Genomic DNA, 23,089 nt, shown 5'->3' on the forward strand with positions numbered 1-23,089 from the left:
AGTTCTGGAGACCAGCATGAACGCATCGCTTACGCCCAACGACACCACGCTGCAAAAGGTCAAACTGCTGATCGACGGCGAATGGGTCGAGTCGCAGACCACCGAGTGGCACGACATCGTCAACCCGGCCACCCAGCAAGTGCTGGCCAAGGTTCCGTTCGCCACCGCCGCTGAGGTCGATGCCGCTGTCAGCGCCGCCCAGCGTGCCTTCCAGACCTGGAAACTGACCCCGATCGGCGCGCGGATGCGCATCATGCTCAAGCTGCAAGCGCTGATCCGCGAGCACTCCAAACGCATCGCCGTCGTCCTGAGCGCCGAGCAGGGCAAGACCATTGCTGATGCCGAAGGCGATATTTTCCGTGGCCTGGAAGTGGTCGAGCACGCGTGCTCGATCGGTACCCTGCAAATGGGCGAGTTCGCCGAGAACGTCGCCGGCGGCGTCGACACTTACACCCTGCGCCAGCCGATCGGTGTGTGCGCCGGCATCACGCCGTTCAACTTCCCGGCGATGATTCCGCTGTGGATGTTCCCGATGGCGATCGCCTGCGGTAACACCTTCGTGCTCAAGCCGTCGGAGCAGGATCCGCTGTCGACCATGCTGTTGGTGGAACTGGCCATTGAGGCAGGCGTTCCGGCGGGCGTGCTCAACGTCGTGCACGGCGGCAAGGATGTGGTCGATGGCCTGTGCACGCACAAGGACATCAAAGCCGTGTCGTTCGTCGGTTCGACCGCTGTCGGCACCCACGTGTATGACCTGGCCGGCAAACACGGCAAGCGCGTGCAGTCGATGATGGGCGCAAAAAACCACGCCGTGGTGCTGCCGGATGCCAATCGCGAGCAAGCGCTGAATGCCTTGGTCGGTGCCGGTTTCGGTGCCGCCGGGCAACGCTGCATGGCCACTTCGGTAGTGGTGCTGGTCGGTGCGGCGAAACAATGGCTGCCGGATCTGAAAGCGCTGGCGCAGAAGCTCAAGGTCAACGCCGGCAGCGAGCCGGGCACCGATGTCGGTCCGGTGATTTCGAGAAAGGCCAAGGCGCGGATCCTCGAACTGATCGAAAGCGGCATCAAGGAAGGTGCCAAGCTTGAACTCGACGGTCGCGACATCAGCGTGCCGGGCTACGAGCAAGGCAACTTTGTCGGCCCGACCCTGTTCTCCGGGGTGACCACCGACATGCAGATCTACACCCAGGAAATCTTCGGCCCGGTGCTGGTGGTGCTGGAAGTCGACACCCTCGATCAGGCGATCGCGCTGGTCAACGCCAATCCGTTCGGCAACGGCACCGGCCTGTTCACCCAGAGCGGTGCGGCGGCGCGCAAGTTCCAGACTGAAATCGACGTCGGGCAGGTCGGCATCAACATCCCGATTCCGGTACCGGTACCGTTCTTCAGCTTTACCGGCTCGCGCGGTTCGAAACTCGGCGACCTCGGCCCGTACGGCAAGCAAGTGGTGCAGTTCTACACGCAGACCAAAACGGTCACGGCGCGCTGGTTCGATGACGACAGCGTCAACGACGGCGTGAACACCACCATCAACCTGCGCTGAGGATTCGATCATGAAAATCGCATTTATCGGGCTGGGCAACATGGGCGCGCCGATGGCGCGCAACCTGATCAAGGCCGGCCACTCCCTGAACCTGGTCGACCTGAACAAAACCGTGCTGGCGGAACTGGAACAGCTGGGCGGCACCATCCGCGCTTCGGCCCGCGAGGCGGCGGAGGATGCCGAACTGGTGATCACCATGCTCCCGGCCGCTGTGCATGTGCGCAGTGTCTGGCTGGGTGAAGAGGGCGTGCTCGCCGGCATTCGCCAAGGCGTGCCGGCGGTGGATTGCAGCACCATCGATCCGCAGACCGCCCGCGATGTCGCAGCGGCCGCCGCCAAACACGGCGTGGCCATGGCCGATGCGCCGGTCTCTGGCGGCACTGGCGGTGCGACGGCCGGGACCTTGACCTTTATGGTTGGCGCTACCCCAGAACTGTTCGCCACCCTGCAACCGGTGCTGGCGCAGATGGGCCGCAACATTGTGCATTGCGGTGAAGTCGGCACCGGCCAGATCGCCAAGATCTGCAACAACCTGCTGCTGGCGATTTCGATGGTCGGCGTCAGTGAGGCGATGGCGTTGGGCGATGCGCTGGGGATCGACACCGGCGTGTTGGCCGGGATCATCAACAGCTCCACCGGCCGCTGCTGGAGTTCGGAGATGTACAACCCGTGGCCGGGCATCGTCGAAACGGCGCCGGCCTCGCGCGGTTATACCGGCGGGTTCGGGGCAGAACTGATGCTCAAGGATCTTGGGCTGGCGACTGAAGCGGCGCGGCAGGCGCATCAACCGGTAGTGCTCGGCGCGGTGGCGCAGCAGTTGTATCAGGCGATGAGTCAGCGCGGTGACGGTGGGAAAGACTTCTCGGCGATCATCAACAGCTATCGCAAGCCGCAGTAACGCGATCAGCCCTTGTGGTGAGGGGATTCATCCCCGTTGGGTTGCGCAGCAGCCCCCTACATTGTGTCAGGCAAACCGAGTCCTCAGGGTTTGCGACTGCTGCGCAGTCGAGCGGGGATAAATCCCCTCGCCACAGGGTTCTCTATGTCCACAGGTAACACTGGGGTGTGTTTAAAAATTGCAGCAGGTGTTGCCGGGAAATCACGTCGGGTGATTTCCCGGCTTTTTTGCATCAGGCGAAGACGAAATATTTGCGCACGGTCTCGACCACTTCCCACGTGCCCTTCATGCCCGGCTCAACCACGAAGATATCGCCGGCGCGCAAGTGGATAGGCGCCATGCCGTCCGGGGTGATCACGCAGTAGCCTTCCTGGAAATGGCAGTACTCCCATTTCACATAATCGACGCGCCACTTGCCCGGTGTGCAGATCCAGGTGCCCATGATCTTGCTGCCGTCTTCGCTGGTGTAGGCGTTGAGGTTGACGGTGTGCGGGTCGCCTTCGAGTTTTTCCCATTTGCAGGCGTCGAGTACCGGCAGCGGGTGGGTGTCGCGCAGAACGGTGATTGGGGCGGTCGCGGTCATGGGGACTCCGGGCAGGTGGACTTGAGAATTGAAGTCGCACCCTATAGCGGCCGGTCGCCGCTCAGTTGTCTGGGGTCGACATCGGAGTGCTCAGAAACGCGCGCAGCAATAAGTGCTTGTAACAGCGCTTGGGCATAACCCGGCAGCGCGGCGAAGTCTTTCGCGCAGAGCAATAACGCGCGGCGCGCCCATGGCTCATTGAGAGGTGTGCACTTGAACCGTTCCAGCGTCGCGCGTTCGACAGCGGCCAACGGCAAGATGGCCAGGCCGGCGCCATGGGCGACCATACGCATCGCGCCATCAAAGCCATCGGCGCGAATGCGCACCTGCATCCGTGCGCCGCTGTGCAGCGCCTGTTCTTCCAGATAAATCGCCAGTGCGCTGTCGGCGTTCAATCCGACAAAGTCGTGCTGCAACGCGTCGCTGAAACTGACCCCGGCGGCGTCAGACAACGGGTGATCAAGCGGCAGAATCAGCACCAGCGGATCATCACGAAACGCCTGGGTCTGCAGGCCGTTGGTGTCGACCGCGTCGGACACAATCCCCAGATCCGCTGCGCCTTCGCGCAAGGCATGGGTAATTCGCGCACTGGGCAGTTCCTGTAGATCGATGTCGAGATTGGGATGGCTGCGCAAAAAGTCCGCGAGCACTTCTGGCAGGTACTCGGTGATCGCCGTGGTGTTGCACAACAGCCGCACCTGGCCTTTGACGCCTTGCGCGTAATCGGCCAGATCCTGCTGCATGCGTTCGGCCTGTTGCAAAAGAATGCGCGCGTGGCGGGCGAGGGCTTTGCCGGCGGGCGTCGGGGTGACGCCACGGCGGCCGCGCTCGAGGAATTCAGCGCCCAGCGAGGCTTCCATCGCGCGGATTCGGGCGCTGGCGGCGGCGAGGGACAAGTGGCTGCGGGCGGCGCCGGCGGTGATGTTGCCGGTGTCGATGATATGCAGGTAGAGGCGCAGGTCGGTGAGGTCGAAGTGCATGGGGTTTGCCTCTGATTTTTATGGTGTCTGGGCTGGCCCTTTCGCTGGCAAGCCAGCTCCCACAGGTTTCTTGTTGATCTTTAAATGGATGAACAACCGAGATTCTGTGGGAGCTGGCTTGCCAGCGATGAGGCCAGATGCATCACTGCAAATATCAGCCTCTTGCAAAGGAAGAGGCTGCCTAAGTATATGGCAGATTTTCCCCCAGCCCGGATCAGTGCACATTACCCCAATGCACACACTAACCGACTTCTACCAAACCCTCGGCCTGGCCCTTTCTCTACTGGTCATCGCCACCTTCCTCCTCGCCGGCACGGTCAAAGGCGTGATCGGCCTCGGTCTGCCCACTGTCGCGATGGGCCTGCTCGGTCTGGCTATGGCGCCGGCGCAGGCAGCCGCTTTGTTGATTGTCCCCGCGACCCTGACCAACCTCTGGCAACTGGCCTTCGGCGGTCATTTGCAGGGATTGATCAAACGCCTCTGGCCCATGCTGCTGATGATCTTCCTCGGGACCGGCATCGGCACCCTCTGGCTCGGCATGTCCAGCGGACATTGGGTAGTGCGCGGACTTGGCGCGGCGCTGCTGCTGTACGCATTGAGCGGACTGTTTCTGCCGACTTTGCACGTCAACCCGCGTCATGAACGCTGGCTCGGCCCGCTGTGTGGCCTGATCACCGGCGTCATCACCTCCGCCACCGGCGTCTTCGTGATTCCGGCGGTGCCGTACCTGCAAGCGCTGGGGCTGAGCCGCGATGAGCTGGTGCAGGCGCTCGGCCTGTCCTTCACCGTCTCGACCCTGGCGCTGGCCGCTGGGCTGCTCTGGCACGGCGCACTTGGCGGTGGCGAATTGAGCGCCTCGCTGCTGGCGCTGATCCCGGCCATGCTTGGCATGTGGCTCGGTCAGTGGCTGCGTCAGCGCATCAGTGCGGTGCTGTTCAAGCGGGTGTTCTTTATCGGACTGGGCGCGCTCGGCGCCCATTTGCTGATCAGCGGCTAGCCGACGATTCGCTGAGCATGTCGATCGCGCGGATATCGAAATCGCGCTCCAGATATTCCATGCGCCTGGCGAAAAACGCTTTCATGTGCGGCAATGCCGAATGCTCATCCAGATGCGCCTGGCTTGCCCAGATCTCGTAGAAGATAAACAGCGTCGGATCTTCCTTGTCGCGCAGCATGTGGTACTCGATACAGCCCGGTTCGGCGCGGCTTGGCTCGACGTAAGCGCGGAACAGCGCTTCGAATTCGGCGGCTTTTTCCGGGCGGGTCTTGGCGTGCAGGATGAAACCCTGGCGTTCACTCATCACAACTTCCTCGAATGCAGAAAGCGCTGAATGCTACGGCAACAATTGGCGATCGATTCGTGCGTTTTGATCAAATGTATTTTGCGTCGATGTGGCTGTTTCCGCGCGAGATCGATGGTTAATCTGCCGCCATTCCAATTCCTGTTTCAATCCAGCCTTGAAGGCTGCGCCGAGGTTTTCCGATGAAGAAAGTGCTGTTGCTCAATGGCGGTAAAAAATTCGCCCACTCCGATGGCCGCTATAACACCACCCTGCACGAAACCGCGCTGAGCGTGCTCGATCGCGGCGGTGTCGACGTCAAGACCACCTTCATTGATGAGGGCTACGACGTTGCCGAAGAAGTGGCCAAGTTCCTCTGGGCCGACGTGATCATTTATCAGATGCCGGGCTGGTGGATGGGCGCGCCGTGGACGGTGAAAAAGTACCTCGACGAAGTCTTCACCGAAGGTCACGGCAGCCTCTACGCCAGCGACGGCCGCACCCGTTCCGATGCCTCGCAGAAGTACGGCAGTGGCGGTCTGATTCAGGGCAAGCAATACATGCTGTCGCTGACCTGGAACGCGCCGCAGCAAGCCTTCGATGACCCGACGGATTTCTTCGAAGCCAAAGGCGTGGACGCGGTGTACTTCCCGTTCCACAAGGCCAACGAGTTTCTGGGCATGACCGCGCTGCCGACCTTCCTCTGCGTCGACGTAATGAAGCGTCCGAATATCGAAAACGATGTGGCGCGTTATGAGCAGCATCTGACTGAGGTGTTTGGCCTCAAGGCTTGAGGCTTTCAGGCTAATATCGGGGTCACAGCAAAAGATCGCAGCCTTCGGCAGCTCCTGCAGAGGGCATGGCGATTGGTTGCGATCTTGGCGATTCCAAAGAGGACACCCGTGAAAGCCAGATCCGATGAGTTGCAGATTTTCGTCTGCGTGATCGAGTGCGGTTCGATTTCCGCCGCCGCCGAGCAGGTCGGCCAGACGCCGTCGGCCGTCAGTCGTACGCTGTCGAAGCTCGAAGCCAAGCTCGACACCACGCTGATCAACCGCACCACGCGACGCATGGACCTGACCGAGGAGGGCAAGTATTTCTTCGAACAGGCCAAGTTGATTCTCGACCAGATGGATCAACTCGAAGAACGCCTGTCCTCGCGCCAGCAGACCCCATCCGGGCGCCTGCGCATCAACGCTGCCTCGCCGTTCATGCTCCACGCCATCGTTCCCTACATCGACGAATTCCGGCAGCTGTACCCGGACATCCTGCTCGAACTCAACAGCAATGACCTGATCATTGACCTGCTGGAACAAAGCACCGACGTCGCCATCCGCATCGGCACCCTCGCCGACTCGACGCTGCATGCGCGTTCGCTCGGTTGCAGTCCGTTGATGATCGTCGCCAGCCCCGCCTATTTGAAAAAGCACGGTGCGCCACGACAAGTGGCGGATTTGAGCGAACACACGTTGCTCGGCTTTACCCAGAACGAAGGCCTCAACCAATGGCCGCTGCGCTATGTGCATGGCGACCGCTGGCCGATCACCCCGGCAATCAGCGCTTCCAGCGGCGAGACCGTGCGCCATTTGGCACTGGAAGGGCAGGGCATTGCCTGTCTGTCGCATTTCATGACCATCGACGACATCCGCGCCGGACGCCTGAAAGTCCTGCTCGGCGAATTCAACAGCGGCTACCGCCAGCCGATCAACGCCGTGTACTACCGCAACTCGCAACTGGCGTTGCGCATCCAGTGCTTCCTCGACTTTATCCAGGGCAAACTCGCCGCCTACGCCAGCGCCGAATTCAAAGACTGATTCGTGATCCCTGCGCAAGAGTGAATTGGCCGAGGGCGGGTTTTTCGCCGGGTATCATCGGCCGATACTCGCTGCATCACTTATTCACGCAGGGAGTTTCTCCATGAACGTATTCGTTACCGGCGCGGCCGGATTTATCGGTGGGTCCATCGCCACCGGCCTGGTGCAGGCCGGGCACAACGTCACCGGCCTGGTGCGCAGCGCGGAGCAGGTTGATGAGCTGAAAGCATTGGACATGAACGCGGTAATCGGCACCCTCGATGACAGCCAATTGCTGGCGCAACAGGCGCATGCTGCCGATGCCGTCATCAACGCTGCCAGCAGCGACCATCGCGGTGCGGTGGAAGCGTTACTCGACGCTTTGCGCGGCTCTAATAAAGTCTTTCTGCACACCAGCGGTTCGAGCATTGTCGGCGACGCTTCCGGCGGCAAATCCAGCGACGACATTTACTACGAGGACAACCTACCGGAGCCGACTGTCGACAAGGCCGATCGCGTAGCCATCGACAATCTGGTGCTCGCGGCGGCGCAGGATGGCGTGAACTCGGCGGTGATCTGCAACACCCTCATCTACGGCCACAGCCTGGGCGTCAACCGCGACAGCGTGCAATTGCCGCGACTGCTCAAGCAGGCGCGCAAAAGCGGCGTCGTTCGCCACGTCGGGACAGGGCAGAACATCTGGTCCAACGTGCACATCGAAGACGTCGTCGCCTTGTATCGGCTGGCGCTGACCAGGAATGTGCCGGGCACTTTCTACTTCGTTGAAAGCGGTGAAGCCTCGTTCATCGACATGACCACCGCCATGGCCGAAGCCCTCAATCTGGGCGAACCGCAAGACTGGCCATTGCAAGACGCCGAAGCCGAATGGGGCTATGAAATGGCCAACTACGGCCTCGGTTCCAACAGCCGCGTACGCGGCAAACACGCCCGGGAACTGCTGGGCTGGACGCCGAAGCGCACGTCGGTGGTGGAATGGATTCGTAACGAAATGGTGTGAGTCCAGCGCGCACCGAGTGAAGCCATTCGCGAGCAGGCTCGCTCCCACAGGTGACCGCGTTCTGCCTGGAAAAATGTAATTCCTGTGGGAGCTGGCTTGCCAGCGATAGCGGTGGATCAGTCGCCACCCATGTTGAACGTGGCGCCGTCATCGCTGGCAAGCCAGCTCCCACAGGGACTTTGTGGTGGCCAGAAAGTCATGAAAATCCCGCCCTCCGATTTTCATTAATCACGACACCACATATCCGCCAGCGACACGTCTTGTCTCTCCACGAAAATTACTTTCATGTGGTTTGAAATCTCTATCTCGAAATGATTTATGAGTTTCACAACCCATTCGAACGTGACCCTTTCGAGGAGTACCGCATGACGCCTTCCTTCGGCTATTGGCTGCTGGTCTACGCCGCCGTGGCCATCATCGCGCTGATCGTGTTGATCGCCCGTTACCGGCTCAATCCGTTCATTGTCATCACCCTGATTTCCCTGGGCCTGGCGCTGGTGGCCGGGATGCCGCCGTCGGCGGTGGTCGGCGCTTATGAGGCGGGCGTCGGCAAGACGTTGGGGCATATTGCGCTGGTGGTGGCGTTGGGGACGATGCTCGGCAAGATGATGGCCGAGTCCGGCGGCGCCGAGCAGATGGCGCGCACGCTGATCGAGCGATTCGGCGAAAAGAACGCGCACTGGGCGATGGTCTGCATCGCGTTTCTGGTCGGCTTGCCGCTGTTCTTCGAAGTCGGTTTCGTCCTGCTGGTGCCAATCGCCTTCACCGTCGCCCGCCGCGTTGGCGTGTCGATTCTGATGGTCGGTCTGCCGATGGTTGCCGGGCTCTCGGTGGTGCATGCGCTGGTGCCACCGCACCCGGCGGCGATGCTCGCGGTGCAGGCCTATCAGGCGTCGGTCGGGCAGACCTTGTTGTACGCGATCGCGATCGGCATTCCGACCGCGATCATCGCCGGGCCGCTGTACGCCAAGTTCATCGTGCCGCGCATTCAATTGCCGGCGGACAATCCGTTGGAAAAGCAATTTCTCGAGCGCGAGCCGCGCGACAGATTGCCGGGTTTCGGCATCACCATGGCAACCATTCTGCTGCCGGTGGTGCTGATGTTGATCGGCGGCTGGGCTAACCTTATTTCCACTCCCGGCAGCGCTTTCAACCAGTTCCTGCTGTTCATCGGCAATTCGGTGATCGCGCTGTTGCTGGCGACTTTGCTGAGCTTCTGGACGCTAGGGATTGCCCAAGGTTTCAACCGCGAATCGATCCTCAAATTCACCAACGAATGCCTCGCGCCCACCGCCAGCATCACCTTGCTGGTCGGCGCTGGTGGCGGCTTGAACCGGATTCTGGTGGAGGCCGGCGTCACCGATCAGATCGTCGGCCTCGCTCACGAATTCCACCTGTCGCCGCTGATCATGGGCTGGTTGTTCGCCGCGCTGATGCGTGTCGCCACCGGTTCTGCAACCGTGGCGATGACCACCGCATCAGGCGTCGTTGCGCCGGTGGCCATCGGTCTGGGTTATCCACACCCTGAGCTTTTTGGTGCTGGCGACCGGCGCCGGCTCGGTTATCTTTTCCCACGTCAACGACGGCGGCTTCTGGTTGATCAAGGAATACTTCAACATGACGGTCGCGCAGACGTTCAAGACCTGGACGGTGCTCGAGACGCTGATTTCGCTGGTCGCTTTCGCGCTGACCGTCGGCCTTTCCTACCTGCTGTAACCGGAGCCCGCCGCCCATGGACATCCTCTACCAGATCCGCGCCCGCCAGGATTCCTTCAGCGCCGGCGAGGGGCGCATTGCGCGGTTGATGCTCGACGATGTCGGGTTTGCCGCCAGCGCCAGCCTCGAAGACCTCGCGCACCGGGCCGAGGTCAGCACCGCCACGCTGTCGCGCTTTGCCCGCACGGTCGGCTGCCGAGACCTGCGTGATCTGCGCCTGCAACTGGCCCAGGCCAGCGGCGTTGGCAGCCGGTTTCTCGACCCGGCGGGCACGCCCGAGCAGTCGGCGTTCTACGGGCAGATTGTCGGCGACATCGAAACCACGCTGCGCCAGCATCTGGCCGGATTTGACGAATCGCGGTTCGCCGACGCAGTGAAATTGCTCAGCCAGGCGCGGATGATTCACGCGTTCGGCATGGGCGGTTGCTCGGCCCTGTGCAGCGATGAATTGCAGGTGCGTCTGGTGCGCCTCGGTTACCCGATTGCGGTGTGTCATGACGCGGTGATGATGCGCGTCACCGCCGCCAGTTTGAACGCCGAGCAAGTGCTGATCGCCTGCTCGCTGACCGGCATCACCCCGGAGCTTTTGGAAACCGTAGAGCTGGCGCGCAACTACGGCGCGCGCATTCTCGCCATCACTCGCGGCGATTCACCACTGGCGGAACTGGCCGACGTCGTGCTGCCGCTGCAGGGCGCGGAAACCTCGTTCATCTACAAACCGACGGCGGCGCGCTACGGCATGCTGTTGGCCATCGACGTGCTCGCCACCGAACTGGCGCTGGCCAGCCCTGAAGACAATCAAGAACGTCTGCGGCGAATCAAACTCGCCCTCGACGAATACCGTGGCGGCGACGATCACCTGCCGCTGGGAGACTGACATGCAGTACGACACCCTGATCCGCAACGCGCTGGTTATCGACGGCAGCAACACGCCGGGCTACCGCGCAGACGTGGCGATTCTCAATGGCCGCATCGAGCGCATCGGCAATCTGCCTGACGCCCGCGCCAGCGAAGAAATCGACGCCGCCGGCCGGGTGCTGGCGCCGGGTTTCATCGACGTGCACACCCACGACGACACCGTGGTCATTCGCCAACCCGAGATGCTGCCCAAGCTCAGCCAGGGCGTGACCACGGTGATTGTCGGCAATTGCGGCATCAGCGCTTCGCCGGTCACCTTGAAGGGCAATCCGCCGGATCCGATGAACCTGCTCGGCAGCGCAGCGGCGTTCGTCTACCCGCGTTTCAGCGACTACCGCGTTGCCGTCGAAGCGGCCAACACCACGTTGAACGTCGCCGCACTAGTCGGCCACACGGCGCTGCGCAGCAATCACCTCGACGACTTGTTCCGCACCGCGACACCCGGCGAAATCGCCGCCATGCGCGAGCAGTTGCGCGACAGCCTCGAGGCCGGCGCGTTGGGTTTATCCACAGGCCTGGCCTACGCCAGCGCCTTCAACGCGTCCACTGATGAAGTCATGCAACTGACCGAAGAACTGACGGCGTTCGGCGCGGTGTATACCACCCATTTGCGCAGCGAATTCGCCCCGGTATTGGAGGCGATGGACGAGGCGTTTCAGATCGGCCGCCACGCGCAATCACCGGTGATCATTTCCCACCTCAAATGCGCCGGCGTCGGTAACTGGGGGCGCAGTCCGCAATTGCTCGCAGCGCTGGAAGAGGCAGCGAAAACCCATCCGGTCGGCTGCGATTGCTATCCCTATGCGGCGAGTTCTTCGACCCTGGATTTGAAGCAAGTCACCGACGCGCACCGCATCACCATTACCTGGTCAACACCGCATCCGGAAGTCAGCGGGCGCGACCTGATCGACATCGCTGGCGAATGGAAACTGTCGCTGGAAGAAATCGCGAAACGTCTGCAACCGGCGGGCGCGGTGTACTACGGCATGGACGAGGCCGACGTCAGAAGAATCCTCGCCCATCCGCTTTCGATGGTCGGCTCTGACGGACTGCCCGAAGACCCGTTCCCGCATCCGCGCCTGTGGGGCGCTTTCCCACGGGTGCTGGGCCACTTCAGTCGCGACGTCGGCCTGTTTCCGCTGCACACCGCCGTGCACAAAATGACCGGCCTGTCGGCGGCGCGTTTTGGCTTGCAGGAAAGAGGCGAGATTCGTGAAGGACATTGGGCGGATCTGGTGTTGTTTGATCCGCAAACCGTGCGTGACGTGGCCGATTTCAACGATCCGCAGCGGGCGGCGCAGGGGATTGACGGGGTTTGGGTCAACGGCGTGTTGAGTTATCGCGACGGGCAGGCGAATGGCAGCAGGGCAGGGCGGTTTCTGGCTCGCGAAGGTAATTTGCGCGAAGGATTTTATTGATGATGATGGCGCCAAAAGATCGCAGCCTTCGGCAGCTCCTACAGGAGATCGCATTCCAATGCAGGGGCTGCCGAAGGCTGCGATCTTTTAATGTATGTCTCATAGTGGCACTGTGCAATTAAAGAAAGCCATCCACAAGCCGATTTGCTGACATCCTCCCCATCTACACTGTGGGGCCAATCAGTCAGGGAGCACCCCATGAGCTTCGGCAAAACCACCCCGATCCTGCGGATCTTCGATGAGGCCAAGGCTGTCGAGTTCTACGTCGATTTTCTCGGTTTCAAGATCGACTGGCAGCATCGCTTCGAAGCGAATTTTCCGCTGTATCTGCAGGTGTCGCGGGGCGAGTGTGTGCTGCATCTGTCCGAGCATCACGGCGATGCCTGCCCGGGTTCGGCGCTGCGTATCGAGACCGATGAGCTGGAGGCGTTTCAGCAGCAGCTGATGGCCAAGGATTACAAGTTCTCGCATCCGCAGATTCAGGCGATGCCTTGGGGGAGTCAGGACATGACCATTGCTGATCCGTTTGGCAATCGGTTGGTGTTTACCAATGCGATCAGTCTTTGATCTGCATGCCTGAGATCAAAAGCCCCTCACCCTAGCCCTCTCCCGGAGGGGAGAGGGGACCGACCGAGTTGACCGTGCTTCAAACGTCTACCTGAACGACCGTGTCGAATATGGATTCACAGCGATCATTTCAGGTCGGCGTATTTCGTGAGCATCGCACGGTCGGCCCCCTCTCCCTCTGGGAGAGGGCTGGGGTGAGGGCAATCCCTGACACCCCACCAAAATCAGCCCACACCAAATCCCCCAAAAACCCTCAATCAGTCGGCACCAACCGATCCAGCACCCGATTCACCGCCATCTCCGCAACCATCACAATCTGCGCAATGCCCTGCAACGTCTTGCGCTGCGAGCCGTTCACCAGCCCCGCCTGATCGTTGAGCATCACCGTCGCCGACCCCAACGTTTCGCAGGCGTCGGCCAACAGCGATTCGTTGTCGGCCTCGGGATTGGCCATGTACAGCGTGTTGGACTTGTAGGGCGGGGCCATGAATTCAGCGCTGGATGGGCCGAGGTAATGGTCGAGGGCGCGGTCGGCGGCTTCGTGGAATTTCTTCGAGTCGGCGGATTCGTAGGGGGATGCCGAGTCGGTGGGGGGCGGGTTTGGGGTTACTTTGAACATGAATGCTTGCCTCTTATGAAGCTGCATCCGTTTCGCCGCTAAGCAAAGGGAGGCAGCTGTGCGCAAGTTAGCGGACCGGTAAGCATTCAACCCGGTGCATCCGAAGATGCCATGCGCACAGCCACCATCGAGTGCAGGCGTGAGCCTGACTGGATTGGACTTGTACAACCGGAATGCTGTCCGAGCCGCTAAGCTCGGTCACTGAGAAATCGGTGACCGAATCAAGTTACCGGCAGCCCCCAAGGCGCACAAGCCGGCGGATTCTGGCGCAGGCGTAGGCAGGGGCGCAAGGAATTGTGGGTGGTTTCGCTGAATGTCTGGCGGCTTTAAACAGTTGTGCCAAGACGCGTTTAATCGGTGTGGCAAATGACGCCTTCGCGAGCAGGCTCGCTCCCACAAGGGGGCTGCGGTGAACTCGGAAATGCAGGCAACCGAGAACTACTGTGGGAGCGAGCCTGCTCGCGAAGAGGCCATCAGCATCACCGCCGATTCCGCAGCCGAAACTCCCCCGGCGGCATCCCGCGCCAGCTCTTGAACGTGCGATGAAACGAGCGCGGTTCGGTGAAGCCCAGATACTGCGCAATGTCCTGAATCGGCAACGTGCTGTTGAGCAAATAATGCTCCGCCAACTCCTGACGCAGCTCATCAAGAATCTGCTGATACGACGTCCCGACCTGCTGCAATTGCCGCTGCAACGTGCGCACCGAGACGCTGAGCTGCTCCGCCACTTGCTCCTTGCGCGGCAAGCCCTCCTTGAGCAAACCGCGCAGGATGTTTTTCACCTGCTGCGCCAGCGACGCCTCTTCCAGCGTCGCCAGCAAACCCATCGCGTGTTCTTCCAGGGTTCGCAGCAATTGCGCATCGGCCTGGCGCAGCGGCAACTGCAAATAATCCAGCGGCACCACCAGCGCCGAACACGCCTGATCGAACCGCACCGGGCAACCAAAAAACGCCTCGTACTCGGCCTGCGTCACCGCATCCGGCCGCGCATGCTCCAGCCATACGCAGGCCGGCGACAGCTGCGTGTCGGCGATCCAGCGCGCATAGTGCAGCCACGAACCGAGCACGTTTTCCACCAGATGCCGACGAATTCGTGGCCGCTCGTAGCGGCAGGTCCAGATCAGATGCACGTGCTCGCCCTGCACCTCGGCGCGGCTGACGCCCATGTCGCCGACGAGTTTTTCGAACGGCATGATCCGGCTCATCGCATCGCCCAGCGTCGCGCAATTCATGGTGATGTAACCGAGCACGCTCCACGAATTGGGCAGGACGAAATTCGCCGCATGCAGCCCGAACAACCCATCGCCCGAGTGCTCGCAGAAATAATCCAGCAAGCGCTCGTGAACCTCACCCGGCAGGCGCAAGGTGTTGTCGCTCAACTGCTGCGCCTGCAACCCGGCCGCCGCCAATGCAGGCTCGATGGCCATGCCCAACTGTTCGGCGTGGCGCAGGTATTTGAGCAGCGGCGGAACGGAAGTGAAGCCGAGCGATGGCATGGTCGCGGTCCTTTGATCGACGGCGCGTGAGCGAATGAATGGCGCAAGGTAAGTGGATTGCCCGGCGAATGTAAATGCCCGGACGTTTGGCGCCATTGGCTACATGATCTGGCCGGATGCGACCGTGACAGATCTCCAGCGCTGACTAGTATGCAAGCTTGATCCAACGGCAGAAAAAGGACACACGCATGCGACGCTGGAACGGCTGGGGAGAGGCAGGCACGGTGGTCGAACTGCCGGCCCAGGGCGCGACATTTCTCGACGAACGCTTGGGCGCCGGCCGGGCATTGCCCGATGCGACTCTGGCAGCGGCGTTGGCGCAAGTGCCCACCTCGCGTCTGGTGCCGCAACGCTTGTACAGCGTCGATACTCACGATCGCCTGCTGCACGCGCGTGGCCAGAGCCTGCCGGACTGGTTGGCATTACGCGAAGGTGCGCTGGGCACGTATCCCGATGCCGTGGCCTTTCCCGAAAGCGCCGAACAGATCCGCCAATTGCTGGCGCTCGCCCATGATCAGGATCTGTGCCTGATTCCCTACGGCGGCGGCACATCGGTGGCCGGGCACATCAATCCGCCGAACTCCGCGCGCCCGGTGCTGACGGTGTCGCTGGCGCGGATGAATCGCCTGACCGACCTCGACGAACAGAGCCTGCTGGCGACATTCGGCCCCGGCGCCAGCGGGCCGCAAGTCGAAAGCCAATTGCGCGCGCGCGGCTACACGCTGGGGCATTTTCCGCAGTCGTGGGAGCTGTCGACGCTGGGCGGTTGGGTGGCCAGTCGTTCCAGTGGCCAGCAGTCGTTGCGCTACGGGCGGATCGAGCAATTGTTTGCCGGCGGCACCCTGGAAACCTTCGCCGGGCCTCTGCAGATTCCAACCTTTCCCGCGTCGGCGGCAGGTCCCGATCTGCGTGAAATGGTGCTCGGTTGCGAGGGCCGTTTCGGGATCATTTCCGAAGTCAAAGTGCGAGTCAGTGCGTTGCCGGCGGACGAGCGTTTCTACGGCGTGTTTCTGCCCGATTGGCCGCAGGCGCTGCAAGCGATCCGCCAATTGGCGCAGGCGCGCGTACCGCTGTCGATGCTGCGTCTGTCGAACGCGGTGGAAACCGAAACGCAACTGGCGCTGGCCGGCCATCCGCAACAGATCGCCTGGCTGGAAAAGTACCTCAAGCTGCGCGGCGCCGGCGACGGCAAATGCCTGCTGACCTTCGGCGTCACCGGCAATCGCCAGCAAAACGCACTGTCACTGAAACACGCGCGCCAGCATCTGAAAGCCTTCGGCGGCGTGTTCACCGGCACGCTGCTGGGCAAGAAGTGGGCGCAGAACCGTTTCCGCTTTCCCTACCTGCGCGAGAACCTGTGGAACGCTGGTTACGTGGTCGACACCCTCGAAACGGCCACCGACTGGAGCAACGTCGACCACTTGCTCAGCCTCATCGAAAACAGCCTGCGCGACGCCTTGGCCGCCGAGGGCGAACGGGTGCATGTGTTCACTCATCTCTCGCACGTTTACGGCGAAGGCTCGAGCATTTACACCACCTACGTGTTTCGCCCGGCAGCGGACTACGCCGCGACGCTGGCGCGCTGGCGGATGCTCAAACACGCGGCCAGCCAGACCATCGTCGACAACCACGGCACGATCAGTCATCAGCACGGCGTCGGCAAGGATCACGCGCCGTATCTGCTGCGCGAAAAAGGCCCGCTGGCGATGCAGACGTTGCAGGCGCTGAGCGAACATTTCGACCCGGAAGGGCGCCTCAATCCCGGCACGTTATTGCCAGAGTCGCGGCCATGATGGCGAACTGGAACGCGCAGTGGCGCGAGCAGATTCTGCCGACGCTGGCGGATCAAACCTGGGACCTGATCGTCATCGGCGGCGGCATCAGCGGCGCCGGAATCGTCCGCGAAGCCGCGCGCCGGGGCTGGCGCTGTTTGCTGCTGGAACAGCGTGATTTTGCCTGGGGTACGTCCAGCCGATCATCGAAAATGGTCCACGGCGGTTTGCGGTACATCGCCAAGGGCCAGTGGCGCCTGACCCGCGATTCGGTGCGCGAGCGTCAGCGCCTCCTCGACGAAGCGCCGGGGCTGGTCGAGCCGATGAGTTTCATGATGCCGCACTATCGCGGCGGCTTTCCCGGGCCGCGCGTCATGGGCGGCCTGCTCTCGGTGTACGACGCGCTGGCGGGGCGGCGCAACCATGCTTTTCATGACGCGCAGCAACTGCGTTTTCTCGCCCCGGGGGTGAAGGAAAACGGCCTGCTCGGCGGCAGCTGTTTTGTCGATGCCCTGACCGATGACGCGCGGCTGGTGATGCGCGTACTGCGCGAGGCCCGGGCCGATGGTGCGGTGATTATCAGTGGTGTGCGGGTCACGCAACTGCTGCGTGAAGGCGGGCGGGTGTGCGGGGTTCAGATCGAAGATGGCGAGGGCGGCGCGACGCTGCGATTGCGCTCTGGCGTGCTGGCCGTGGCTACGGGCGCTTGGGCTGAGCGCTTGCGTCCCGCCGAAGCAGCGAAGCAATTGCGACCGTTGCGCGGCAGTCATCTGTTGCTGCCAGGCTGGCGTTTGCCAGTGGCGCAGGCGTTCACTTTTCTGCATCAGCGCGACCGGCGCCCGGTGTTCGTGTTTCCGTGGGAAGGCGCGACGGTGGTCGGCACCACGGACCTCGATCACCGCGAGGACCTAGACCACAGTGCGCGCATTTCCAGCGACGAACTCGACTATCTGCTCGCCGCGTGCCAGCAGCAATTTCCCGGCGCCGAAGTGGGCGTCGACGACGTGCTCTCGACCTGGTCAGGCGTGCGTCCGGTGGTGGGCAGCGCAACGCGTGCGCAGCAGGGCAAACCGTCCAACGAAACCCGCGAACATGTGTTGTGGCAGGAGCCGGGTTGCGTGACTTTGGCCGGCGGCAAACTGACCACATTTCGCCCGCAAGCGCTCGAAGTGCTCAAGGCTTGTGCGGCGATGCTTGGGCGTTCTTTTGTCGATGACGGCGCGCCGGTGTTCGCCGCTGTGCCGCCGCTGACGATTGCGGGACTGAGTGGCAATCAATGGCGACGCCTGGCCGGACGTCACGGTCGAGACCTGCCGAGGCTGGCGCAATTGCTCGGCGAACTCGGTCTGGAAACGGTTGGCGCCACCGATACTTTGTGGGCAGAGCTGGCGTTTGCCTGCGAGGCGGAAATGGTTGTGCACCTGGATGATTTGCTGCTGCGTCGCACCCGTTTGGGCCTGTTGCTGCCGCGCGGTGGCGAGGATTTTTTCCCGGCGATCCGCACGCTGTGCCAGCCACGATTGGCCTGGGATGATGAGCGCTGGCTAGCGGAAATTCAGCGTTATCGATTGTTGTGGCTGCGCGATCACGGCTTGCCGGAGATCACGCCATGAAATACCTATTAGCCATCGACAACGGCACCCAGAGCGTGCGCGCGTTGCTCTTCGATTTGCAGGGCAATCTGCTCGGCAAAGGCAAAGTCGACTTGCAGGCGTACTACTCGACGCAACCCGGTTGGGCCGAACAGGACCCGGAATATTACTGGGCGAAACTCGGCGAGGCCTGCCAGCAACTCTGGCAGCAGACCGGCATCGACCGTGCGCAGATTGCCGGCGTGTCCCTGACCACCCAGCGCGGCACGGTGATCAACGTGGACGCCAAGGGCACACCGCTGCGCCCGGCAATTGTCTGGCTCGATCAACGTCAGGCTGAGGTCGAGGGTGGCATCAAAGGGCCGTGGGGCTGGCTGTTCAAACTGGTCGGCGCCCAAGCGACGGTGGATTATTTCCGCGCCCAGGCCGAGGCCAACTGGATCGCCCGGCATCAGCCCGAGGTGTGGGCGGCGACTGACAAGTATTTACTGCTTTCAGGCTTCCTCACCCATCGCTTGTGCGGGCGCTTCGTCGATTCGGTCGGCTGCTGCGTCGGCTATCTGCCCTTCGACTTCAAACGGCTGAGATGGGCGGCGCCGCGCGACTGGAAATGGCAGGCACTGGCGGTGCGCCCGGAGCAGTTGCCGAGCCTGCACAAACCCGGCGAAACCCTCGGCTACATCACAGCCGAAGCCGCCCGCCACACCGGCATTCCCGAAGGCCTGCCGCTGATCGCGGCGGGCGCGGACAAGGCCTGCGAAGTGATCGGCTCTGGCGTGGTCGATGCGCGCACCGTGTGCCTGTCTTACGGCACCACCGCGACCATCACCAGCACCCGCTCACGCTACCTGGAAATCGTCCCGCTGATCCCGCCGTACCCCTCGGCCGTGCCCGATCAGTACAACTGCGAAGTGATGATCTATCGCGGCTACTGGATGGTCAGCTGGTTCAAGAACGAATTCGGCCTGCGCGAGATGCAGCAGGCGAAAGCCCAGGGCATCGAGCCGGAGCAACTGTTCGACGCACTGGTCAACGATGTGCCACCGGGCTCGATGGGCCTGATGCTGCAACCGTACTGGTCACCGGGCATCCGCGAACCGGGCGTAGAAGCCAAAGGCGCGATGATTGGCTTCGGCGACGTACACACCCGCGCGCACATCTACCGGGCCATTCTCGAAGGCCTGGCCTACGCGTTGCGCCAGGGCATGGAGAACATCGAGCGACGCTCAAAAGTCTCGATCAAACGCCTGCGCGTCGCCGGCGGCGGCTCACAAAGCGACGCCGCCATGCAACTGACCGCCAACATCTTCGGCCTGCCGGCAGAGCGTCCGCATGTGTATGAAGCGTCCGGGTTGGGGGCGGCGATTTGCTGTGCGGTGGGGTTGGGATTGCACAGGGATTTCCCATCGGCCATTGCGGCGATGACTCGGGTTGGAGCGGTTTTCACACCGCAGCCTGAGGCGCAGAAGGTTTATGAGCAGTTGTATAAAGAGGTGTATTTGCGCATGTACCGGCAGCTCAAACCGCTGTACCAAAGCATCCGCAAAATCACCGGGTATCCCGAATAGCCTGACACCATAGACCCCTGTGGGAGCGAGCCTGCTCGCGAAGGCGGAGTGTCAGTCAATGATGATCTGAATGATCCACCGCTTTCGCGAGCAGGCTCGCTCCCACAGGGGTATTGCGGTGTGCCGTTACCGACGATGCCGCTCGGCGGGCCTGACTCCAATCGAACCTGAATATGCTAGCCTGCAATCGATGATTTCATTGATTGCAGGAGGGCGACGTGGCCAGCATTACCATTCGAAACCTTGACGAGAAGCTCAAGGAGCAGTTGCGCATTACCGCTGCACACAACGGACATTCCATGGAAGAAGAGGCTCGGCTGATTCTGGGCCGAGCGCTCACTACGGTTGATCGTGCCGGAGGGCTGGGCAGTCGGATCCACCAGCGTTTCAGCGCCGAGGGCGGAGCCGAGCTCGATCTGCCTGCGCGTGTAGAAAAACCGCTCGGGGTGGATTTTTCTGAATGATAGTGCTCGATACCAACGTTCTATCCGAATTCATGCGCATCGAACCCGAGGCTCAAGTGTTGGCTTGGGTGGATGCGCAACCGGCCATGGACCTGGTCATCAGCGCAATCACCGTGGCGGAGATACTGCACGGCATCGCTCGATTACCTTCCGCCAAGCGCAAACAAAAACTCCAGGCCCACGCTTTGGCAATGTTTGAAGAGGATTTTGCCGGGCGGATTTTGCCATTCGATGCCCACGCAGCCGTCGAGTACGCGACGCTGGTAGCCGATGCAGAGGCGAAAGGGCGGGGGATTGCAATAGCCGATGCGCAAATCGCAGCGATCTGCCGAAATCGTGGAGCCGCGATTGCTACACGTAACGTCCGGTACTTCGAGTTTTCCGGGGTTAAAGTGATCAATCCGTGGCAGGTCTGAAAATCTGCTCCGTCATTTAAACCGCTTTCGCGAGCAGGCTCGCTCCCACAGGGATTGTGCGACGGGATCAAAATCCAGCGTGGCACACAAATCCAATGTGGGAGCGAGCCTGCTCGCGAATGCGGAGTGTCAGGCAATGTTGATTTGACTGACCCACCGCCTTCGCGGGCAAGCCCGCTCCCACAAGGGATCTGCGGTGTGCTCAAATCCTGTGACCCACATAAATCCAAATGTGGGAGCGAGCCTGCTCGCGAAGACGGAGTGTCAGGCAATGTTGATTTGGCTGATCCACCGATTTCGCGTTCAAGCCCGCTCCCACAGTTATCGAGGTGAACACATCAACAGTGCTCGATCACGAAAACCTGTGGGAGCGGGCTTGCCCGCGATTCGATTTCAGCCTCAGCGCAAAACCAACGTCATACGCGGAAGTGGCTGACCATCTGCTGCAACTGACCACCCAACCGCGCCAGTTCAACACTCGACGCTGCCGTCTCATCACTCGCCGCTGCGGTCTGCTCGGACACGTCGCGGACGTTGATGATGCTGCGGCTGATCTCTTCGGCCACGGCGCTTTGCTGTTCGGCAGCGGCGGCGATCTGCTGGTTCATCGACTGGATGTTCGACACTGTACGGGTGATGTTTTCCAGCGAGGCGCCGGCCTTGCGCGTCAGGGCGACGCTGCTGTCGGTTAGCGCGCGGCTGTTGTTCATCACTGCAGAAACCTGCTGGGTGCCGTTCTGCAGACCGGCGACCAGACCTTCGATTTCCTCGGTGGATTTCTGCGTGCGTTGAGCCAAACCGCGCACCTCATCGGCGACCACGGCAAAACCACGCCCGGCTTCACCGGCACGTGCCGCCTCGATCGCGGCGTTGAGTGCGAGCAGGTTGGTCTGTTCGGCGACAGCCTTGATCACGTCCATGACGCTGCCGATCTTGTCGCTTTCCTGCTGCAACACGCTCATCGCTTCGGTCGAACGCACCACTTCGCTGGCCAGACGCTCGATCTGCGCGATGGCCTCATTCACAACCTTGTCGCCTTCACGAGCTTCGCCGTCAGCGGCGGCGGCGGCTTGCGACGCTTCCTCAGCATTACGCGCAACTTCCTGCACGGTGGCAGTCATTTCGTGCATGGCCGTGGCGACCTGATCGGTCTCGACTTTCTGGCTGTTCACACCCGCACTGGTCTGCTCGGTCACGGCCGACAACTCTTCGGCGGCGCTGGCAATCTGCGTGACGCCGTCGCGGATGCCGCTGATCAAGTCACGCAGGGTCACGCCCATGCGCGCGATGCCTTGCTGCAACACGCCGAGTTCGTCGCGGCGGGTAACGGTGACATTCTGGGTCAGGTCGCCGCTGGCGATGCGCTCGACCACGGCGAGGGTTTCCTGCAACGGACGGGTGATCTGACGGGTGATGATTACCGCCGCAATCACGCCAACCAGCAGCGCCAGCAACGTACTGATCAACTGGAAGGTGCGCGCCTGGGCACTTTCGGCGTCACGGCGATCAAGCTGGATCTGGTACAGCTGTTCGCTCAGGGCGACGATGGTGGTGCCCTGATCGGTCATTTCCTTACGCGCCTGCACCGCCTCGGTGTTGGCGTTCTTGTACGCCATCAACGCACTGCGATAGCTGGTCAGCGCGGTTTCCAATTGGCGCAGGGCATCCTGCTGAGTCGCGGCAAATTGCGCATTCAGTGGCTTGAGACTGGCGATGGCCGCGTCGATCTGGCCGACGGCTTTCTGCTCGGTTTCGGCATTGCTGGTCGCGGTGTAACCACGCACTTCATAGCGCGCGAGGATGAAGGCTTCCTTCGCTGCAGTAACCGCCTGGAACTGCTCGAAACGCTGATCGCTCAACTCCATCTGCTGCACGCGCTGGCTGATCGATTCGATCAGGTTGTAGGCGTTCTGGGCATTGACGCTCATGGTGTCGCGGGCGCTGTTGCCGGTGCGATAGGCGTTGCGCATTTTGTTCAGCGAGGTCTGGTATTCAGCGATGGTCGCCGCCTGCTGCTTGAGCAGTTTGACGTTCTCCGGACTCTTGAATTTGCTGATCAACGCCTGCTGCTGAGCAGCGAAGCTTTCCAGGGTGGTCTGCACATTCTGCGCGGCGGTTTCGTCGCCATTGGTCAGCATGTATTGCAGGCGCACCACGCGCAGTTTGGTCAGGCCAGCGTTGAGCTGGGTGATGTCGCTCATCCAGTTGCTGCGGTCGATCAGGCCGCCGAGGCTGGTCCAGCCGGTCAGCGCCAGAACGCAGGTCAGGGCCAGCACGAGGCCGAAGCCCAGGCCGAGTTTCATGTTCACGCTGATGTTACCGAACCAGCTATTCATGCAAATCCTCCAGAAACGTTGGGTTTCTTGGTCGTCAGTTAAGCTGGAAGATTGTTGTTCTTTTGAGCCAGCAGGGGTGTTAGCAGGTCTGTATCGGCCGCAAACCCGAGAG

Annotated in this window: 20 protein-coding genes and 2 pseudogenes; 15 read left to right on the forward strand and 7 right to left on the reverse strand. The window is 61.7% G+C overall.

Annotated features, from left to right (window positions below):
* Positions 1-16 precede the first annotated feature (16 nt).
* Together AB4N73_RS25250 and mmsB are read left to right on the forward strand one after the other, a co-directional pair.
* A complete protein-coding gene (locus AB4N73_RS25250) occupies positions 17-1,543 on the forward strand; it encodes a CoA-acylating methylmalonate-semialdehyde dehydrogenase (RefSeq protein WP_460123775.1) in 1,527 nt (508 codons plus the stop codon).
* A gap of 10 nt (positions 1,544-1,553) precedes the next feature.
* A complete protein-coding gene (gene mmsB, locus AB4N73_RS25255; RefSeq protein WP_016770578.1) occupies positions 1,554-2,441 on the forward strand; it encodes a 3-hydroxyisobutyrate dehydrogenase in 888 nt (295 codons plus the stop codon).
* A gap of 232 nt (positions 2,442-2,673) precedes the next feature.
* Here mmsB and AB4N73_RS25260 read toward each other — a convergent pair whose 3' ends face one another.
* Both AB4N73_RS25260 and AB4N73_RS25265 read right to left on the reverse strand, forming a co-directional pair.
* Positions 2,674-3,024, reverse strand: coding sequence for a cupin domain-containing protein (locus AB4N73_RS25260; RefSeq protein ID WP_016770579.1), 351 nt, complete (start codon positions 3,022-3,024; stop codon positions 2,674-2,676).
* A 41-nt stretch (positions 3,025-3,065) separates the two neighbouring features.
* On the reverse strand, positions 3,066-4,004 hold the full coding sequence (locus AB4N73_RS25265) for a LysR substrate-binding domain-containing protein (RefSeq protein ID WP_460142697.1): 939 nt from the start codon (positions 4,002-4,004) through the stop codon (positions 3,066-3,068).
* A 232-nt stretch (positions 4,005-4,236) separates the two neighbouring features.
* Between AB4N73_RS25265 and AB4N73_RS25270 the strand changes: the two genes are divergently transcribed.
* Positions 4,237-5,001, forward strand: a complete 765-nt coding sequence (locus AB4N73_RS25270) for a sulfite exporter TauE/SafE family protein (protein ID WP_460142698.1) — start codon at positions 4,237-4,239, stop codon at positions 4,999-5,001.
* Here AB4N73_RS25270 and AB4N73_RS25275 read toward each other — a convergent pair.
* Complete coding sequence (locus AB4N73_RS25275) at positions 4,991-5,305, reverse strand: putative quinol monooxygenase (RefSeq protein WP_122750833.1); 315 nt, start codon at positions 5,303-5,305, stop codon at positions 4,991-4,993. The two genes, AB4N73_RS25270 and AB4N73_RS25275, sit on opposite strands and share 11 nt — an antisense overlap.
* A gap of 182 nt (positions 5,306-5,487) precedes the next feature.
* On the opposite strand from AB4N73_RS25275, the gene AB4N73_RS25280 reads away from it, so the two are divergent.
* The 7 genes and pseudogenes from AB4N73_RS25280 to AB4N73_RS25310 all read left to right on the forward strand — a co-directional run bounded on the left by AB4N73_RS25280 (position 5,488) and on the right by AB4N73_RS25310 (position 12,714).
* On the forward strand, positions 5,488-6,078 hold the full coding sequence (locus AB4N73_RS25280; RefSeq protein ID WP_095180328.1) for an NADPH:quinone oxidoreductase MdaB: 591 nt from the start codon (positions 5,488-5,490) through the stop codon (positions 6,076-6,078).
* A 108-nt stretch (positions 6,079-6,186) separates the two neighbouring features.
* Positions 6,187-7,098, forward strand: a complete 912-nt coding sequence (locus AB4N73_RS25285; protein WP_041477877.1) for a LysR family transcriptional regulator — start codon at positions 6,187-6,189, stop codon at positions 7,096-7,098.
* Positions 7,099-7,201: 103 nt separating this feature from the next.
* Complete coding sequence (locus AB4N73_RS25290; protein ID WP_460142699.1) at positions 7,202-8,095, forward strand: NAD-dependent epimerase/dehydratase family protein; 894 nt, start codon at positions 7,202-7,204, stop codon at positions 8,093-8,095.
* A gap of 365 nt (positions 8,096-8,460) precedes the next feature.
* Positions 8,461-9,811 (forward strand): annotated as a pseudogene (locus AB4N73_RS25295) (GntP family permease).
* A gap of 16 nt (positions 9,812-9,827) precedes the next feature.
* Positions 9,828-10,688 (forward strand): MurR/RpiR family transcriptional regulator, encoded by an 861-nt coding sequence (locus AB4N73_RS25300; protein WP_460142700.1) that lies wholly within the window; start codon positions 9,828-9,830, stop codon positions 10,686-10,688.
* 1 nt (position 10,689) lies between these two features.
* On the forward strand, positions 10,690-12,147 hold the full coding sequence (locus AB4N73_RS25305) for an N-acyl-D-amino-acid deacylase family protein (protein ID WP_460142701.1): 1,458 nt from the start codon (positions 10,690-10,692) through the stop codon (positions 12,145-12,147).
* Between the two features lie 198 nt (positions 12,148-12,345).
* Positions 12,346-12,714: a glyoxalase superfamily protein gene (locus AB4N73_RS25310; RefSeq protein ID WP_016771789.1), complete on the forward strand. Its 369-nt coding sequence runs from the start codon at positions 12,346-12,348 to the stop codon at positions 12,712-12,714.
* Positions 12,715-12,967: 253 nt separating this feature from the next.
* Here AB4N73_RS25310 and AB4N73_RS25315 read toward each other — a convergent pair whose 3' ends face one another.
* Positions 12,968-13,333: a DUF6124 family protein gene (locus AB4N73_RS25315; protein WP_095180333.1), complete on the reverse strand. Its 366-nt coding sequence runs from the start codon at positions 13,331-13,333 to the stop codon at positions 12,968-12,970.
* A gap of 479 nt (positions 13,334-13,812) precedes the next feature.
* Complete coding sequence (gene gliR / locus AB4N73_RS25320) at positions 13,813-14,829, reverse strand: AraC family transcriptional regulator GliR (protein WP_460142702.1); 1,017 nt, start codon at positions 14,827-14,829, stop codon at positions 13,813-13,815.
* 188 nt (positions 14,830-15,017) lie between these two features.
* Here gliR and AB4N73_RS25325 point away from each other — a divergent pair, with 188 nt between their 5' ends.
* From AB4N73_RS25325 to AB4N73_RS25345, 5 genes are all read left to right on the forward strand, one after another.
* Positions 15,018-16,622, forward strand: a complete 1,605-nt coding sequence (locus tag AB4N73_RS25325) for an FAD-binding oxidoreductase (RefSeq protein WP_460142703.1) — start codon at positions 15,018-15,020, stop codon at positions 16,620-16,622.
* Positions 16,619-18,214 (forward strand): glycerol-3-phosphate dehydrogenase/oxidase, encoded by a 1,596-nt coding sequence (locus AB4N73_RS25330; RefSeq protein ID WP_460142704.1) that lies wholly within the window; start codon positions 16,619-16,621, stop codon positions 18,212-18,214. The genes AB4N73_RS25325 and AB4N73_RS25330 overlap by 4 nt, the downstream gene beginning before the upstream one ends.
* A complete protein-coding gene (locus tag AB4N73_RS25335) occupies positions 18,211-19,761 on the forward strand; it encodes an FGGY-family carbohydrate kinase (RefSeq protein ID WP_460142705.1) in 1,551 nt (516 codons plus the stop codon). Before AB4N73_RS25330 ends, AB4N73_RS25335 begins: the two co-directional genes overlap by 4 nt.
* Before the next feature lie 218 nt (positions 19,762-19,979).
* Positions 19,980-20,225 carry a FitA-like ribbon-helix-helix domain-containing protein gene (locus tag AB4N73_RS25340; RefSeq protein ID WP_041477893.1) on the forward strand — a complete coding sequence of 82 codons (246 nt, stop codon included), beginning with the start codon at positions 19,980-19,982 and terminating at the stop codon, positions 20,223-20,225.
* On the forward strand, positions 20,222-20,641 hold the full coding sequence (locus tag AB4N73_RS25345) for a PIN domain-containing protein (RefSeq protein ID WP_460142706.1): 420 nt from the start codon (positions 20,222-20,224) through the stop codon (positions 20,639-20,641). The genes AB4N73_RS25340 and AB4N73_RS25345 overlap by 4 nt, the downstream gene beginning before the upstream one ends.
* A 416-nt stretch (positions 20,642-21,057) precedes the next feature.
* Here the strand turns inward: AB4N73_RS25345 and AB4N73_RS25350 are convergent, their stop codons facing one another.
* Together AB4N73_RS25350 and AB4N73_RS25355 are read right to left on the reverse strand one after the other, a co-directional pair.
* Entirely contained in the window at positions 21,058-21,921 is an 864-nt protein-coding gene (locus tag AB4N73_RS25350) for a methyl-accepting chemotaxis protein (protein ID WP_370593494.1), read from the reverse strand.
* Positions 21,922-21,963: 42 nt separating this feature from the next.
* Positions 21,964-22,977, reverse strand: a pseudogene (locus tag AB4N73_RS25355) (methyl-accepting chemotaxis protein); the annotation flags it as partial.
* Positions 22,978-23,089: the final 112 nt, after the last annotated feature.

Source organism: Pseudomonas sp. S3_B08 (assembly GCF_054667725.1).